The organism is Streptomyces lothianensis (assembly GCF_047779955.1).
GTDB lineage: Bacteria > Actinomycetota > Actinomycetes > Streptomycetales > Streptomycetaceae > Streptomyces.
Genome location: NZ_JBLMKT010000040.1, coordinates 18,864 through 35,184, shown reverse-complemented (window position 1 = coordinate 35,184; position 16,321 = coordinate 18,864). Strand labels below are relative to the sequence as shown.

16 protein-coding genes are annotated in these 16,321 nt (G+C 72.7%); 5 read left to right on the top strand and 11 right to left on the bottom strand.

The annotated features are described in order from the left end of the window. Positions 1–46 precede the first annotated feature (46 nt). On the bottom strand, positions 47–550 hold the full coding sequence (locus ACLF6P_RS14535; RefSeq protein WP_415950661.1) for a TetR/AcrR family transcriptional regulator: 504 nt from the start codon (positions 548–550) through the stop codon (positions 47–49). A gap of 65 nt (positions 551–615) precedes the next feature. After that, positions 616–2,064, bottom strand: coding sequence for an RNB domain-containing ribonuclease (locus ACLF6P_RS14530; protein ID WP_415950660.1), 1,449 nt, complete (start codon positions 2,062–2,064; stop codon positions 616–618). 247 nt (positions 2,065–2,311) lie between these two features. Between ACLF6P_RS14530 and yaaA the strand changes: the two genes are divergently transcribed. Next, positions 2,312–3,112: a peroxide stress protein YaaA gene (yaaA, locus tag ACLF6P_RS14525; protein WP_415950659.1), complete on the top strand. Its 801-nt coding sequence runs from the start codon at positions 2,312–2,314 to the stop codon at positions 3,110–3,112. 248 nt (positions 3,113–3,360) lie between these two features. After that, on the top strand, positions 3,361–4,005 hold the full coding sequence (gene eda, locus ACLF6P_RS14520; RefSeq protein WP_415950696.1) for a bifunctional 4-hydroxy-2-oxoglutarate aldolase/2-dehydro-3-deoxy-phosphogluconate aldolase: 645 nt from the start codon (positions 3,361–3,363) through the stop codon (positions 4,003–4,005). A 113-nt stretch (positions 4,006–4,118) separates the two neighbouring features. On the opposite strand, the gene ACLF6P_RS14515 is transcribed toward eda, so the two are convergent. The 6 genes from ACLF6P_RS14515 to ACLF6P_RS14490 form a co-directional block, all read right to left on the bottom strand. Next, entirely contained in the window at positions 4,119–5,261 is a 1,143-nt protein-coding gene (locus tag ACLF6P_RS14515; protein ID WP_415950658.1) for a bifunctional RNase H/acid phosphatase, read from the bottom strand. A gap of 184 nt (positions 5,262–5,445) precedes the next feature. Continuing rightward, complete coding sequence (locus tag ACLF6P_RS14510) at positions 5,446–6,189, bottom strand: zinc ribbon domain-containing protein (RefSeq protein ID WP_415950695.1); 744 nt, start codon at positions 6,187–6,189, stop codon at positions 5,446–5,448. Further along, the gene (locus tag ACLF6P_RS14505) at positions 6,186–7,037 is read right to left on the bottom strand and encodes a Nif3-like dinuclear metal center hexameric protein (RefSeq protein ID WP_415950657.1); all 852 of its coding nucleotides are present in this window, start codon (positions 7,035–7,037) and stop codon (positions 6,186–6,188) included. Before ACLF6P_RS14505 ends, ACLF6P_RS14510 begins: the two co-directional genes overlap by 4 nt. Positions 7,038–7,088: 51 nt before the next feature. Beyond that, positions 7,089–7,709, bottom strand: a complete 621-nt coding sequence (locus ACLF6P_RS14500; protein ID WP_415950656.1) for a TetR/AcrR family transcriptional regulator — start codon at positions 7,707–7,709, stop codon at positions 7,089–7,091. A gap of 82 nt (positions 7,710–7,791) precedes the next feature. Next, the gene (locus ACLF6P_RS14495; RefSeq protein WP_415950655.1) at positions 7,792–8,625 is read right to left on the bottom strand and encodes a class I SAM-dependent methyltransferase; all 834 of its coding nucleotides are present in this window, start codon (positions 8,623–8,625) and stop codon (positions 7,792–7,794) included. Between the two features lie 227 nt (positions 8,626–8,852). Further along, a complete protein-coding gene (locus tag ACLF6P_RS14490; protein WP_415950694.1) occupies positions 8,853–9,887 on the bottom strand; it encodes an ABC transporter substrate-binding protein in 1,035 nt (344 codons plus the stop codon). 332 nt (positions 9,888–10,219) lie between these two features. On the opposite strand from ACLF6P_RS14490, the gene ACLF6P_RS14485 reads away from it, so the two are divergent. Next, the gene (locus ACLF6P_RS14485; RefSeq protein ID WP_415950654.1) at positions 10,220–11,551 is read left to right on the top strand and encodes a hypothetical protein; all 1,332 of its coding nucleotides are present in this window, start codon (positions 10,220–10,222) and stop codon (positions 11,549–11,551) included. 103 nt (positions 11,552–11,654) lie between these two features. Continuing rightward, positions 11,655–11,801, top strand: a complete 147-nt coding sequence (locus ACLF6P_RS14480) for a hypothetical protein (protein ID WP_415950653.1) — start codon at positions 11,655–11,657, stop codon at positions 11,799–11,801. An 87-nt stretch (positions 11,802–11,888) separates the two neighbouring features. On the opposite strand, the gene ACLF6P_RS14475 is transcribed toward ACLF6P_RS14480, so the two are convergent. From ACLF6P_RS14475 to ACLF6P_RS14465, 3 genes are all read right to left on the bottom strand, one after another. Next, complete coding sequence (locus ACLF6P_RS14475; RefSeq protein ID WP_415950652.1) at positions 11,889–12,830, bottom strand: 3-oxoacyl-ACP reductase; 942 nt, start codon at positions 12,828–12,830, stop codon at positions 11,889–11,891. A 112-nt stretch (positions 12,831–12,942) separates the two neighbouring features. Continuing rightward, positions 12,943–14,019, bottom strand: coding sequence for a Zn-dependent alcohol dehydrogenase (locus tag ACLF6P_RS14470; protein ID WP_415950651.1), 1,077 nt, complete (start codon positions 14,017–14,019; stop codon positions 12,943–12,945). A 118-nt stretch (positions 14,020–14,137) separates the two neighbouring features. Beyond that, a complete protein-coding gene (locus tag ACLF6P_RS14465) occupies positions 14,138–14,995 on the bottom strand; it encodes a MaoC/PaaZ C-terminal domain-containing protein (RefSeq protein WP_415950650.1) in 858 nt (285 codons plus the stop codon). Positions 14,996–15,384: 389 nt separating this feature from the next. Here ACLF6P_RS14465 and ACLF6P_RS14460 point away from each other — a divergent pair, with 389 nt between their 5' ends. Next, the gene (locus tag ACLF6P_RS14460; RefSeq protein ID WP_415950649.1) at positions 15,385–16,320 is read left to right on the top strand and encodes an ABC transporter ATP-binding protein; all 936 of its coding nucleotides are present in this window, start codon (positions 15,385–15,387) and stop codon (positions 16,318–16,320) included. Position 16,321: the final 1 nt, after the last annotated feature.

The window sequence follows — 16,321 nt, the reverse complement described above, 5'->3', positions numbered from 1 at the left end:
ATGCCGCAGGCCCGCCCCACACCCGCCCCGCACCGGCCACCGACGCTCAGCTCACGAAGGCCTCAGCGCCTCTCGTCCAGGCGGCGAACAGGTCGGCACCCGCCGGAAACCGGTCGTTGAGCTGCAGGATCACCATCCCGTGGGCAAAGGCCCAGGCCGCCCGGGCGGTATCCGTATCGCCGCCGCACACCTTCAGGAGCGGAGCGGCCGCGCGGGCTTCGAGGCCTTCGGGGAGCGCCTCGCGGGGCAGGGGGCGTTCGGTCATCAGGCGGTAGAGGTGCGGGTGGGTGAGGGCGTAGGCGCGGTAGGCCTCCATGACGGACGGGAGGGAACCGGCGGCCGCTTCGAGCGCTTCGGCGGTCTCCCGCAGGCCGAGCACGATCAGCTCCAGCTCGACGGCGGCCTTGTCGGGGAAGTGTTTGTACAGGGACGGCGCCTTGATGCCGAGACGTTCGGCGAGCGCCCGCATGGTGAGCGCGGCCGCACCGCGCTCTTCGAGCAGGGCACGCGCCTCGGTCACGATCTCGCGCTTACGGGAGGTCAACTGCATGCTAACTACGTTAGCCCACGCCCCGCCGCGTCCCTGGGGCGTTCCGGGCGCGTTGGTGGCTGCCGTCAGGCGGGCGCGAACCCTACCCTCGCCAGACCCGGATCCGCTTGCGTGAGCCGTACCCGTAGCCGCTCGCCGAGGGGCAGTTCCGCCTCGTCCTCGGACTCGATGCGGGCGATGACGGCGGGGGACTCCAGCTGCACGGTGCCCACGTCGGGGCGGTCCTCCTTCACGTCCACCACATACGCGTCGAAGGTCTCGCCGATGCGGTCCTCGAGCAGGGCGGCCTCGACGATGTCCACGCACTCGCGCTCGACGGTGTTGGCCCGCCGGCTGCCCTCCGCCATCTCCTGCGGCAACGCGTCGAGCGCCGCGAGCACCCACTCGGGCGGCTCCCGGCCGGCCACCGCGGCCAGGCAGATCTCGCCCGCGTAGCGGTCGACGAGGCGGCGCAGCGGCGCCGTGCAGTGGGTGTACTCGTCGGCGACCGCCGCGTGGACACGGGGGTCGGGCAGCTTGCCACCGGTGAAGGCCGTGTAGCCCGCGCCCCTGAGCAGGGTGGTGCACTCCTGCAGGAAGGCCGCGTGGTTGCCGTCCCGCGGGTCGAGTCCGCGTACGACATCCGCGTACGAGACGTGGTGCGGCCAGTCGATGCCGAGCGCCTTCGCGACGTGGCGCAGGCGGCCGACCGCGCCCTGCGGGGCGGCCGGCAGGGTGCGCAGGATGCCGGTGCCGTAGGCGACCATGAGGTCCGCGGCCGCGGCGCCGGTGAGCAGGGAGATCTGCGCGTTCCAGCCCTCGGCGGGCAGCGGGGCCCGGAACTCCAGGTGGTAGTGGCTGTCGCGTTCGACGATCTCCTGCTCGGGGACGTTGAGCGAGATGCCGCCGCGGGCGACCTCCTGGCGCTCGCGCAGCAGGCCGATCTCCTTGAGGAGGGAGAGCGGCTCCTCCGCCGTGCCGCTGTCGATGACCTTCTGCACGCCTTCGTAGTCGAGCTTGGCGCGGCTGCGGACCAGGGCGCGGTGGACGTCCGTGGCGACGGGCAGTCCTTCGGTGTCCAGGTCGATGGTCCACAGCAGCGCCGGGGCGTCCTGGTCGGGCAGCAGGCTCGCAGCGCCCTCGGAGAGCTGCGGCGGGTGCAGGGGGACCCGTTCGTCGGGGAAGTAGAGGGTGGTGACGCGGGCGTGTGCCTCGCGGTCGAGCGCGCCGCCCGGTTTCACCCAGGCGGCGACGTCGGCGATCGCGTACCGGACGCGGAAGCCGCCGCCCGCGCGCCGTTCCGGGAACATCGCCTGGTCCAGGTCCCTGGACGTGGACGGGTCGATCGTGAAGAACGGGATGTCGGTGGCGTCGCGGTACCCGTCGAGGCCGGGTGAGCCGAGCACCGCCTCGGCCTCCGCAAGCACCTCGGGCGGGAATCCGGCCGGTACGTCCAGGCGCGTACGCAGCTCACGCAACGCGGCCCGCAAGGGGGCTTCGGCTGCGCCGGTCATATGCATCTGGCGGCGAGGCATGCATCGAGCGTAGGGCGGGGCGGGCGCGGGCGCGCGCGGTCGGGGGCGGCTGTGCGAAGGGCGGGTGCGGCGGTCGGGGGCGGCTGTGCGAAGGGCGGGTGCGGCGGCCGGGCGTGCCGCCGTACGGCCCGGGTCCGCCTTCGCGTACGAGGTGGGCGCGGGCCGCCGGCACACGGGAGCCGCCTCCGGCTGGGTACCCTGCACCGGGGCCGCACCCCCGCCGCGTACCGCCGAAGGAGAACAAGACGTGCTCGTGCTGTTGCCGCCGTCCGAGGGTAAGGCCGACTCGGGCCGTGGCGCCCCGCTCAAGCCGGAGTCGCTGTCGCTGCCCGGCCTCGCCGAGGCCCGGGCGGCCCTGCTCGACGAGCTGGTCGAGCTGTGCGTCACCGACGAGGACCGGGCCCGCGAGGTGCTCGGCCTGAGCGAGGGCCTGCGCGGCGAGATCGCCAAGAACACCGAGCTGCGCACGGCGGGCGCCCGTCCCGCGGGCGACATCTACACCGGTGTGCTCTACGACGCGCTCGGACTCGCGAGCCTCGACGCGGCGGCCAAGCGGCGGGCGGCGAAGTCGCTCCTTGTCTTCTCCGGGCTCTGGGGCGCGGTGCGGATCAACGACCGGATCCCCTCGTACCGCTGCTCGATGGGCGTGAAGCTGCCCGGGCTCGGGGCGCTGGGCGCGTACTGGCGCGGCCCGATGGCCGAGGCACTGCCCGAGGCGGCCGGGGACGGGCTTGTCCTCGATCTGCGCTCCTCGGCGTATGCGAGCGCCTGGAAGCCGAAGGGTGAGGTCGCCGAGCGGACGGCGACCGTGCGGGTGCTGCACTCGCAGCTGGTGGACGGGGTCGAGAAGCGCTCGGTGGTGAGCCACTTCAACAAGGCGACCAAGGGCCGTCTCGTACGGGACCTCCTGCTGGCGGGCGCCAAGCCGGCCGCGCCCGGTGAGCTGGTGACGGCGCTGCGGGACCTCGGATACATGGTCGAGGCCGAGGCTCCGGCGCGGGCTGGGCGTGCGTGGGCGCTCGATGTCGTGGTGACGGAGATCCACTGACGTCGGAGGGAGTCCGCTGACGCCCGACGGCGTTGCGTGCTCCGCAACGCCCGCTGCGGGGTGTGCACCAGGCCCGGCAGGATGACGCCGTGACTTCCCAGCCCGCGTCGTCCCTGCCCGCGTCGTCCCTGCCGGCCTCGTCGCTGCCCGCGTCGTCCCTGCCCGCTTCGTCCCAGCCTGCCCCGTCCCCGCCCTCAGCGGCCACCGCGAGTCCCGCCGTACCCTCCGCGCCCCCCGCCGCGCCCTCCGTGCTCGACCTCGCCGCCGTCGCGCCCGTCCTCCCGGTCGTCGTGATCGAGGACCGCGCCGACGCGGTGCCGCTCGCCCGGGCGCTCGTGGCCGGCGGGCTGCCCGCGATCGAGGTCACGCTGCGCACGCCCGCCGCGCTCGACGCGATCCGCGCGATCGCCGCCGAGGTGCCTCAGGCGGTGGTGGGCGCGGGCACGGTCGTCTCGCCGCAGGGGGTCGAGGACTCCGTACGGGCCGGGGCGCGTTTCCTGGTCGCCCCCGGCTGGACGGAATCGCTGCTCGGCGCCATGGCGGGCTCGGGGGTGCCGTATCTGCCGGGCGTCTCGACCGCTTCGGAGGCCATGGGGCTCCTGGAACGCGGCCTGCGGGAGATGAAGTTCTTCCCGGCGGCCGCCGCAGGCGGCCCCGCCTATCTGACATCCCTCTCCGGCCCGCTCCCCCGGGCCCGGTTCTGCCCGACGGGCGGTATCACCGCGGCATCCGCCCCTGACTACCTCGCCCTGCCCAACGTCGCCTGCGTGGGCGGCACCTGGATGCTCCCGGTGGATGCGGTGGCGGCCGGGGACTGGGCGCGCGTGGAGCGCCTGGCCCGGTCGGCCGCGTCGCTCGTGAGCCGTCCTGCTACCCGAATTCCTGCCCAGTGATCCACCTTTCAAGGTGGAGGTGCAGGGCATCCTCGCCATAGCGGCGGCCTGGAGGGCCGCGGTCCGCGAAGCGGTACGGACCGGAATCTCCCGCCCTCGGGCAGGAGAGGGCGTCAATGCAGGTGGGAGGTGTCGTTGAAGCCGCGCAGGCTCGGGTTGCCGTCGCGGTAGTACGCGATGGTGGTGAGGGAGGCGGCGGAGAGTTCCATGCGGAACAGCGACTCCGGCGGGGCGCCGAGGGCCAGGCGTACGAGGGTCTTCACCGGGGTGACATGGGTGACCAGGAGCGCGGTCCGGCCCGCGTGGCGCTCGACGAGGCGGTCGCGGGCGGCGGCGACGCGGACGGTGACCTCGGCGAAGGACTCACCGCCGGGGGGTGCGGCATCGGGGGAGGCGAGCCAGGCGTCCAGCTCGTCCGGGAAGCGTTCCTTGGTCTCGGCGAAGGTCATGCCCTCGAAGGCGCCGAAGTCCGTTTCGCGCAGGCCGTCGTCGACCGTCACGTCGAGGCCGAGGCGGGTGGCGACGGCGGCGGCCGTCTGGCGGCAGCGGGTCAGCGGGGACGCGACGACCGCGTGCACCCCGCCGCGCGCGGCGAGGGCCGCGGCGGCGCGCTCGGCCTGTTCGTGGCCCGCCGCGGAGAGCTCGGGATCGCTGCCTCCGCTGCCGGAGAACCGCTTCTGCGGGGTGAGCGCGGTCTCGCCGTGGCGCAGGAGGAGGAAGGTGGCGGGGGCGCCGAGGTCGGGGGCGGACCAGCCGGGGGCGGAGGAGGTGCTCGCCACGTTCCGCGCCGCCCGCGTGTCCGCGTCGGCGGCGGGCTGGGCCGTGGACGCGCCCGCCTCCCAGCGTTCGCCGCGCTGCCCCGCGTCCATCGCCTCGTTGGCGAGGCGGTCGGCGTGCTTGTTCTGCGCGCGGGGGATCCACTCGTAGGTGACCGCGTCGGGCGGGAAGACCGAACGGGCCCGGGCCGCAAGGGGCTTCATGTCGGGGTGCTTGATCTGCCAGCGGCCCGACATCTGCTCGACGACGAGCTTGGAGTCCATCCGGACCGTCACCGTGCCCGCCGGGTCGAGGGCGTGCGCCGCCCGCAGGCCGGCGATCAGGCCGCGGTACTCGGCCACGTTGTTCGTCGCCACGCCGATGAACTCGGCGTGCTCCGCGAGCACTTCCCCGCTGTCGCCGTCGATGACGACGGCACCGTAGCCCGCGGGCCCGGGGTTGCCCCGGGAGCCTCCGTCCGCCTCGATCACCAAACGCATGACGCGAAACCGTCCTCAACCCTCAGCGGCCGCACGCTCCTCGATCCCGTGCGACCGTCCGCCTCAGCCCTCGCCGACCGTCCGCCTCGGCCCTCGCCGACCGTCCGCCCCAGCCGTCACCGGCCGTCCGTCTCGACCGTCGCCCGCCGATCCGCCTCAGCCGTCACCGGCCGTCCACGACGCCTTACAGGCCGGACTCCGACGTACGCACCAGAATGCGGCGGCAGTTCTCGCAGCGCACGACGGCGTCGGGCGCCGCGGCCCGTACCTCGTTGAGCTCCGTGATGTTGAGCTCGAGGCGGCAGCCCTCGCAGCGGCGCTGGTAGAGGCGGGCCGCACCGACGCCGCCCTCCTTCGCGCGCAGCTTGTCGTAGAGCTTCAGCAGATCGTCCGGTACGGAACCGGCGACGACCTCGCGCTCCTTGGTGACCGAGGCGGTCTCGCCGTCGATCTCCTCGAAGGCGGCATCGCGGCGGGCGGTGGCGTCGTCGATCTTGCCCTGCACCGCGCCGACCCGTTCGGTCAGCTCGGCGACGCGCTCCTGCGCGGACTCGCGGCGCTCCATGACCTCCAGGACCACGTCCTCCAGGTCGCCCTGGCGCTTGGCGAGCGAGGCGATCTCGTGCTGCAGGTTCTCCAGGTCCTTCGGCGAGGTGACCGCACCGGAGTCCAGGCGCTGCTGGTCGCGGGCGGCGCGCCGGCGCACCTGGTCCACGTCCTGCTCGGCCTTGGTCTGCTCGCGGGCGCAGTCCCCCTCCTCGGTCTGCGCGGCGACGAGCAGGTCGCGCAGCTGCGCGTGGTCCTTGGTCAGCGACTCCAGCTCGGCGTGCTCGGGCAGCGCCTTGCGCTTGTGGGCGAGCTGCGACAGGCGTACGTCGAGGGCCTGGACGTCGAGGAGTCGGATCTGGTCGGCGGGCGCGGCGTTCAGTTGGGGGCTCCTGCGGTAGTGGATGTCGTGGCCGCGTGGGCGGTCCAGGGGTCGGTGACCGTCTTCGAGACATGGACCCGAAGGCCCCAGCCGTGACGGTCGGAGATCTCGTCGAGCTGTGCCGCGGCGAGTTCGCACCAGGGCCATTCGGTGGCCCAGTGTGCGGCGTCGAGCAGCGCGAGCCCGGTGTGCTGTACGGCCTCGGAGGCCGGGTGGTGGCGCAGGTCGGCGGTGAGGAAGGCGTCGACGCCGGCTTCCCTCACGTATCCGAAGAGGCTGTCGCCGGAGCCGCCGCTGACGGCGACGGTCGAGACGACCTGCTCGGGATCGCCGGCGGCGCGGATGCCCTGCGCGGTGGCGGGCAGGCGCTTGGCGGCGTACGCGGCGAACTCGCGCAGCGGCATGGGGTGCGGCAGTTCGCATACCCGCCCGAGTCCGCGCCGTCCGGCGGCGTCCGAGGGGTCGGGGACGAGGGGGCGCAGTACGTTCAGGTCGAGGGCGCCGGCGAGGGCGTCGGAGACGCCGGGGTCGGCGGTGTCGGCGTTGGTGTGCGCGACGTGCAGCGCGATGTCGTTCTTGATCAGGTCGTGGACGACCCGGCCCTTGAAGTGGGAGGCCGCGACCGTCGTCGTACCGCGCAGATAGAGCGGGTGGTGGGTGACCAGGAGGTCGGCGCCGATCCGTACGGCCTCGTCGACGATCTCCTGCACGGGGTCGACGGCGAACAGGACCCGGGTGACCCGGGCGTCCGGCTCCCCGCACACCGTGCCGACGGCGTCCCAGGACTCGGCCCGCTCGGGGGGCCAGAGAGCGTCGAGGGCGGCGATGACTTCATGGAGGCGGGGCACGGCAGCGATGCTACCTGGGCCGCGCCGGTGTCGGCCCCTCGCCGGCCGCCCTCACCCCGCGGCCGTGCCCGCGATGCCCCGCATCACCACCGCGACCAGCTCGTCGACCGCCTCCGGTGCGGGCTGGGCGGGGATTCGCTCGTCGAACAGGGCCGAGATGACGGTCTCGTGACAGGCGCCCACGATGACCCGGGCCGCCGCGTCGGTCCTCGCGTCGGACGGCAGGCGGCCCAGGTCCCGTTCGGCGCGCAGGTAGCCGCCGAGGCGGTCGCGCCACTCCTCGCCGGTCTCGCGGCGTTCGGCGAACCTGGCGAGGACCTTCGGCTGGGCGACGAACCCGGTCAGCGCGGGCAGGATCGCCCGGTGCAGCGCGAAGCCGTACACGGCGTACGCCTTGAGGTTGTCCTCGACGGTTCCCGTCCCCGGCTCCGGCAGGGATCCGAGTCCCTGCTCCGCCTTGCGCACATGGGCGGACAGGGCGTGTGCGAGGAGTTCCTCCTTGTCGGCGAAGTGGTTGTAGAGCACGCCGTCGGCCACCGCGGCCTCGCGGGCGATCGCGCGCACGGTCAGGCCGACGGTGCCGCGCTCCGCGATGACGCGTTCGGCGGTCGCGATGAGATGGTCGCGCAGATTTCCGCCGTCCGGCAGCGCGGCCGCTTTCCTGGGTGACATCGGCCTGATCGTATCGGCCTGATCGTAGTGAGCCGCGCGTCTCGGGCGTCGCACCGGGCCGCCTCCGCCGGGAAGGCGCGCGTCACCTGACGGCCGCCACCAGCCACGCGGCCCCGTCGAGCCGGACCGCCCCGTCGCGTTCGAAGCGGCCGAAGACCTCGGTCAGGGCGGCGCGCAGCGGGCCCGGGTCCGCGCCCGCGAGATGATGGCGGACCGGGCCCCAGCCGGTGAGGAATTCCGCGGCGTCGGCCGCGTCCCGTCCCCAGACCTCCTGGGCCGCCACGCGCCGTACCGTCACCTCGGGGAAGCCCGCCGCGGCGAGGAGCGCCCGTACGCGGTCGGGGTCCGAGAGCGACAGCGGACCGGTGGCGTCCGGCGCCGGAGTGGTGTGCCAGGCCGGCAGGTGTTCGGCCACGGCGGCGAGGACCGTGCCCAGATCGGTGCGGGTGACGTCCTGCATGCTGAGGAAGGCGAGGCGGCCGCCGGGTCGCAGCGCGCGGGCGATGTTCGCGAACGCCGCGACCGGGTCGGCGAAGAACATCACGGCGAACCGGCTGACGGCCGCGTCGAAGGACCCCTCCTGGAAGTCGTGGACCTGGACGTCGCCCTGCTCGAAGCTCACGTTCCCGATGCCCTCGTCGAGGGCGACGCCGCGGGCGCGGGCGAGCATCGGAGCCGACAGGTCGACGCCGTGCGCGTGCCCGTCGCGGGCCCGGCGGGCCGCGAGGCGGGTGGTCTGGCCGGCGCCGCAGCCGATGTCGAGCACGCGGCTCGTCGCGGCGATGCCGGCCGCGTCGAGGAGTGCCTCGTTGTACCCGCCGTTGATCGCGTTGTAGCGGTCGTGGTGGGCGGCCCAGTGCTCGCCCTCGTATCCGTTCCAGGCCGCGGACTGCTGCTCGTTGACGATCTCTGTCATCTCCGCCCTCCCGAGGTTCGTCATGAACATGTGTTCATGAACCTATGTTCATATTGACTGGACGGCCGCGGAAACGCAACCGTCCCCGGCCGCACGGGGCGACCGGGGACGGTGAAATCAGCCGTCTGCACGGCTACTTGTGTCTGCACCTGCGCATCTGCATGCGCCTGGACCCGTGCATGTGCGCAGGTACCGGCGCACCTGCAGGTCGTGCAGGTCCGCGTGGGCTACTCGGCGAGGAACCCACGCAGGTCGTCGAGGACCTCGTGGGCGGCGGTGACGCCCAGGCCCAGGTACCAGGTCTCGTCCGGGACGTCCTTCGCCCGGCCGTTCTCGACCGCGTCGAGCTTCTTCCAGAGCGGGTTGCCCTCGGCGGTGTCGCGCTTGGTCTTCTTCACGTCGCCGTAGACGCCGGTGAAGATCCAGTCGGCATCGGCATCGTCGATGCGCTCGGGGCTGATCTCGGTGGCGAGCTCGTCGATCTGCTGGTTCTTCGGGCGCGGGACGCCGACGTCCTCGAGGATCGTGCCGATGAACGAGGCCTTCGCGTAGAGGCGGATGCGGGTCGGCATGTAGCGCAGCATCGTGACGGTCGGCTTGTCCTCGCCGAGCTGCTCGCCGAGCTCCTTCGCCGCCTTCTCGTACGCGTCGAGCTTCGCCTCGGCCTCGGTGCGCTTGCCGAGCGCGGTGGCGTTGAGGAGGTAGTTCTCCTTCCAGGTGAAGCCCGGACGGATGGAGAACACGGTCGGGGCGATCTTGGAGAGCTGCGGGTAGAGCTTCTCCGCGCGCAGCTGCGAGCCGAGGATCAGATCGGGCTCGAGGGCCGCGATCGCCTCCAGGTTGAGGGAGTTGATCGTGCCGACGTCCTTCGGGCTGCCCGCGTCCTTCGCGAGGTACTCGGGGATGCCGTCGTCGCCCTCGGTGGGCGCGTAGCCGACCGGCTCGACGCCGAGCGAGACGACGTTGTCGAGCTCACCGACGTCGAGCACGACGACGCGCTTGGGCGCGGCCTTCAGCTCGGTCTTGCCGAGGGCGTGGGTGATGGTGCGCGGGAACTCGCCCGGCTTCGCGTCCGTACCCATCTTCGCGGTCTCGGCGGCCGCGTCGGAGAAGTCCTCGCCGCCGGTGGCGACCTTCTTGCTGCCCGCGCCGTTCTCCGACTTCTGTGAGCCGTCCGAACCGCTGTCGGAGCAGGCGCCGAGCGTCAGCGCGGCGGCCAGGGTGAGGGCCGCGGCGGCGATACCGCGGCGGCGGAGGGGCAGGGACATCGGTGCTCCAGGGGGCAGGTGCGCGCACGGCGTACGCAGGCCCGCGGACGGCGAGGCGCCGCGGGCATGGGTACGCCGGGGAAAGTGCACACACAGGGCTTGCTTAGGTAACCCTCACCTTACGCACCGGGTCACCCGAGTCCGACGCCACCCCCTGTGACGCACCCGGCAGCCCTGTCACCAGGGCCCACACGTCCATCAGCACACGACCCGCCTCCCGCTCAGGCGAATCCGGACATCGCCACCCTTTGGTGTGAAGCCCGAGGCGGCGCATCCCACGCCAGCGCGTACGAAAACTAGCTTTCGTTCCCGGAGGTGAAGGCTCGATGACGACGACGGCGTGCGCCACGGAAGAGGCCACGGGGGACGCCCCGCCCGCTACGGGCACAGGGGACGTCCGGCCCGGCACGGCCATGGAGGACGCCTCGCCCGACGGGACGGGGGCGTCCGGCGGTACGGGGACGTTCGACGGTACGGAGACGTTCGACGGGACCGGGACGTTCGACGGGACCGGCGCGCCCGATGAAACCTCGGCGCCCGGCCGGCCGGATGCGGTGCGGCGTCCCGGGTTCACGATCGCAGCCGACGGTTCCTACGCGGCGCGGCTCGCGCCCTACGGCGATGTGTGGTGCCCCGAGCGCTGGAGCCTCGACGGGCCCGAGGCGTACGCGGTGCCGCTTCCGCTCGACCAGCCCGAGGAGCCCGGCACCGAGGTGCTGCCGCTGGCCGACGGGCGGGTGCTCGTGCACCGGGTCTCGGCCAACCGCCATATGTTCTCACTGCTCTACCCGACCGGCCCGGGCACGGGCCAGCTCTCGCTCGGCGCCGTGGAGACCGCCGAGCTGAGCCTGCTCCCGCCCTCGCCCAGCGGCTCCCCCGCCTATGCGCTCGCGCCGGGCGAGCATTCGAGTTCGGTGTGGCTGGTGGCGGGCGGGGCGTTCGGTCCCGAGCTGGTGGCGCAGGTGCCGGGCCGCTGTTCGGGCGGGGTGTGGCTCGACCGCACCGGACGGATGCTGGCGCTCGACCGTGAACTCGACGGGCGCACCAGGACCGTCGCCGTCGATCTGGAGCGCGGGGGTGAGGTCTCGCCGCTGCTCCAGATCGGCGACGACTCCGACGACCGGCTGCTGCTCGCCGACCCCGGCAGCGGCTTCGTCGTCGTGCGCTCCGACGCGCCCGGCCATGACCGGCTCGGCTGGGGGCAGCTCGGCTCCACGCTGCCGATCCGCTTCCCGGAGGCGCTGTGCCTGGAGGACTGTGCGGTGACGCCGTTCGCCATACAGCCCGGCCAGGTCCTCAGCCCGGAGACCTGCGAAGTGGCGCTCCGCATCGAGGGCATCGGCGACGACGACGGCGCGGGCGGCACCTGGCTGGGCGTCTGGTCGCCGCAGCGGCGCCGCACCCAGCTGCTCGCCGCGCCGTACGGCTGGCTCGGCACCGGGCTGTGGTCGCCGGGACGCGGACCCGAGGAGCAGGAGCTGCTGCTGCCGTACGTCACCGAGGACACCCCGTGCGGTCTGGCGCGCATGCCGGTGCCCCCGCAGGAGCCGCCCCTTCCGCAGCCTTCCGCCCTGATCCCCGCGCCTCCCAAGCCGGAGGCTCCGCGCCCTGTTTCGCTGCAACAGGCCCAGCTCACCGGCCGTCTGGCAGGCGGTTAAAATCGTCGGCCTGATCTTCACGATCAGGCGATGGTCCGGCCGGCGCTCCGCGGGGGCGTCCGGTCGGTATGACAAGCACCAAATCAACGGGGTGAGTTGATTCATGAGCGAGCACGACAGAGAGACGGCGGCCGCCGAGGAGAGCCGGGGCCGGGGCCGACACCGCGGCCCGGCCTCCCAGCAGGACACAGAGACGAAGCCCGCGGGGCGGCACCGCCGCCGTACCGAGGAGACGCCGGTGGCCGCCTGATCGGCCGCCGCGCGCAGCGCCGCACGGCACGTACGAAGGGCCGACCGGAAGGTTTCCGGTCGGCCCTCCTCGTATGCCCAGAACGCCTCAGCCGTGCTTGAGCCCCAGCACCTCCGCGGCCGCGAAAGTCTCCCCCGCGGGCCGCCCCTCGTACCACGGCGTCATCAGCTCGTCGAGCTCCTCGTACGTGAACGCCTCCTTCGCGGTGTCGAACTTCGCCGCCACCCTGGGCCGCTCGACGATCGCGACGATGCCGCCGTGCACCACGAGCAGTTGACCGTTCACCTTGGCCGCCGCCGGGGAGGCGAGGTAGCCGACCAGCGGCGCGACGTGCTCGGGTGCCAGCTTGTCGAGCCCGCCGTCCGTCGGCTCCTCGAAGCCCGCGAAGACGTCCTCGGTCATCCGGGTCCGCGCGCGGGGGCAGATCGCGTTCGCCGTCACGCCGTACTTGGCGAGGGCGAGCGCGGTCGAGGTGGTGAGGCCGACGATGCCGCCCTTGGCCGCCGCGTAGTTGGGCTGTCCCGCGGAGCCCGCGAGGAAGGCTTCGGAGGAGGTGTTGACGACCCGCCCGAAGACCGGGCCGCCGGCCGCCTTCGAGCGTTCGCGCCAGTGCACGGAGGCGAAGTGCGTGGTGTTGAAGTGGCCCTTGAGGTGGACGCGGATCACCGAGTCCCACTCGTCCTCGCTCATCGAGAAGACCATCCGATCGCGCAGGATGCCCGCGTTGTTGACCAGGATGTCGAGCTTGCCGAACTCGTCGACGGCCAACTCGACCAGTTGCCGGGCCTGTTCGCGGTCGGCGACATCGCCCAGGTGCGCGACGGCCTTGCCGCCCGCGGCCCGGATCTCTGCCGCGACCTCCTCGGCGGGGGTCGCCGAGGCCTCGCCGGAGCCGTCCCGGCCCGGCTGCCCGTAGTCGTTGACGACGACGCTCGCGCCGAGCCGGGCCAGCTCCAGGGCCTCGGCCCGGCCAAGGCCGCGCCCGGCGCCGGTGACGATCGCGGACAGGCCCGCCAATGGCTGTGACATCAAAGTCCTCTCGCAGTACGTGCGTCGGTACGCCGGTGGGGGTGAGCACCCGCGCACGTGGGGGCACGCGGGTACGTGGGTCGGTGGTGGGTCGGTGTGTCCGTGCGGGGGTTCAGATCTCGATGCAGGTACGCAGCGCGACACCCGTACGCATCTGCTCGATCGCCTCGTTGATCTCGCCGAGCTGCACCCGGTGCGTGATCAGGCCCGCGAGGTCGATACGGCCCGCGCGCCACAGGTTGATGGCCCGCTCGTAGGAGGCGAGGACATCGCCGCCGCCGTACATGGACGGCAGGATCCGCTTCTCGTCGAAGAACAGCTCGAACATGTTGAACTGCAGATGGTCGTCGAGCGCGCCCGCGCCGACCACGATGAGGCTGCCGCCGCGGCGGGTGGTCTCGTAGGCCTTGCGGGCGGTCGCGGACTTGCCGACGACCTCGAAGACGTAGTCGAAGCCCTCGCCCGCCGTGATGTTCTGCTTGGCGTCGTCCAGCTCGTCGGGCGCGATGGCCTTGGTGGCGCCGAACCGGAGCGCCGCCTCACGCCGCGACTGAACCGGGTCGACGGCGACGATCTCCGCGGCACCCTTGAGCTTCGCGCCCTGGATCGCCGAGATGCCGACACCGCCGCAGCCGATCACGGCCACCGAGGCTCCGGCCGCGACATCCGCGGTGTTGATCGCCGCGCCGAGCCCGGTGGTGACACCGCAGCCGATGAGCGCGGCGATGTCGAAGGGCACGTCGTCCGGGATCGGCACGGCGCAGCGGGCGTCGACCACCGTCTCCTCGGCGAACGTGCCGGTGCCGGCGAAACCGAAGACGTCCCCGCCGGAGCGCCTGTAGTTGGGTACGCCCGCGTTCACGAAGCCGGCCAGGCACAGCTGCTGCTGCCCGCGCCTGCACGCCGGGCACTCCCCGCAGGAGGGCAGCCAGCACACGAGCACCCGGTCGCCCGGCTTGACGTGCGTGACGCCGTCACCGACCTCCAGGATCTCGCCCGCGCCCTCGTGCCCCGGCACGAACGGGCCGGGCTGCGGCAGCACACCACTCATCGCGGACAGGTCCGAGTGGCACAGGCCGGTGGCCCGCACCCGGATCTTCACCTTGCCGGGCCCGAAGCCGGTGGTCTCGAAGTCGTCGAGCACTTCCAGCTTGTCCTGGCCGATCTCGTGCAGTACGGCTGCGCGCATGGTGCGGCTCCTTGTCGGATGCGGTGCGGGAGGAGGGTCGGGCGGGGAGGAACAGGAGTGCTCTACGGTCCGGGCGGTCGTCGGTCAGGAGTGCTCCACGGTTCCGGGCGGTCGTCGGTCAGGAGTGCTCCACGACGGTGTCCGCGAGGACGGGTGCGTCATCGCGTTCGGCCGCGGTCACCGAGACCTGGGCCTTGTCGTCCGCGAGCCGCCAGATGCGGATACGGAGCGTCTCGCCGGGAAAGACGATCCCCGCGAACCGGGTGGTGTACGAGCGGACGCGCGTCACGTCCCCGTCGAGCAGACTGTCGACGACGGCCTTCAGCGTCATCCCGTACGAGCAGAGACCGTGCAGGATCGGCTTGTCGAAGCCGGCGAGCTTGGCGAACTCGGGATCGGCGTGCAGCGGGTTCCAGTCGCCGGACAGGCGGTAGAGCAGCGCCTGGTCCTCTCGGATGGGACGCTCGACGGTCCTGTCCGGTGCGCGGTCCGGCAGTTCGAGCCGGTTCGAGGGTCCGCGCTCGCCGCCGAAGCCGCCTTCGCCGCGTACGAAGATCTGGGTGTCGCAGGTCCACAGCGGACCGTCCTCGTCGGCCACGTCCGAGCGCATCACGATGACGGCCGCCTTGCCCTTGTCGTACACGGCCGGGATCGTCGAGGTCTGAACGGCCTTGCCCCGCACGGGGATCGGGCGGTGCAGCGTGACGGTCTGGCCGCCGTGCAGGACGGCGGCGAGGTCGACCTCGATGCCGGGCGCGGAGAGGCCGCCCGCGGCGGCCATCCCTCCGCCGGCCACCGTGGCGAAGCTCGGCAGGACCTGCAGCTTCGATTCGAGGGTGTAGCGCAGCTCGTCGGGGTCGGTCGCCGGGATTCCGGCGCCCAGGCCCAGGTGGTAGAGCTGGATGTCCTTGTGGTCCCAGGTCAGGTCGGTGCTGCGCGGCTCGGCGGAGACGGCCTTTGCGGCATCAATGGGCATGGGGACGCGGCTCCTTGGGGTGGTTCGCGCACATGGAAGACCTCGGTGCGGCCGTCCGCACCGTCGGCCGCACCGAGGTCGCATCGGGCCGGCCGCGAACGAATTTAGAACGCGTTCTAGGCCGGTGGTCCCCATGTATAACGCGCACCCTGGCAGTTGTGAAGGCCCTCGGAGCCAGATTCTGACGTCACGTCAGATGGAGGGTCGGGGGCGGGACTTCGCGCGGCGCGCGCTCGGGCGGGTGGGGAAGCGGGGAGTGGGTGGGGAAGCGGGGAGTGGGCGGGGAAGCGGGGAGTGGGGGTGTCATGCCTCCCCCATGACATTTGTCCTACGGAGCTGCTGACAGCAGATCCTGCCGCCTGCCCCGCCCCGCTTCGTACTGTCGTCGTATGACCTCATCCATCCGGGCCGTGGACCTGAGCACCGTGGTCCGCGCCTTCCCGTCCGTGCGTGCCGTCGACGGCATCGATCTACGTGTCGAGCGTGGCGAGACCGTCGCGCTGCTCGGGCGCAACGGTGCCGGCAAGTCGACCACCCTTTCGCTGCTGCTCGGTCTCGACGAGCCCGACGAGGGCGCGGTGCGTCTCTTCGGCACCACTCCCGAGCGGGCCGTACGGGCCGGTCGCGTGGGCGCGATGCTGCAGGACGGCCGTCCGGTCCCGCGTGCCACCGTCCGCGAGCTCGTCACCTTCGTGGGCCGCAGGTACCCGCAGCCGATGCCGGTCGCCGAGGCGCTCGCCCTCGCCGGTCTCACCGAGCTCGCCGACCGCCGCGTGGACAAGCTCTCCGGCGGCCAGGTGCAGCGCGTACGGTTCGCCCTCGCGCTCGCCGGCAATCCCGACCTGATCGTGCTCGACGAGCCGACCGCCGCCCTGGACGTCGAGGCGCGCCAGTCGTTCTGGGAGGCGATGCGCGGCTACGCGCGGCGCGGCAACACGGTTCTGTTCTCCACGCACTACCTGGAGGAGGCCGATGCCAACGCGGACCGGATCGTGGTCATCGACCACGGCCGGATCGTGGCGGACGGCCCGGGCGAGGCCCTGAAGCGCCGCGCGGGCGGCACCCTCGTCTCCTTCGATCTGGCCGGCGAGGGCTCCGCGGGCCTTGACTCCCTGCCGGGCGTGACGGCCGTGGAGATCCGCGGCGAGCGGGCGAGTCTGCGCAGCGAGGACTCGGACGCGACGGTGATCGCGCTCGCCGAGCGGAACGCCATCCGCGGCCTGCGCGTCGAACCGGCCTCCCTTGAGGATGCGTTCCTGTCCCTGACCGGCGCCCCGGAGAAGAACGCCCCCGCCCGCCCCGCCGACGTACTGGAAACGGTCTGAT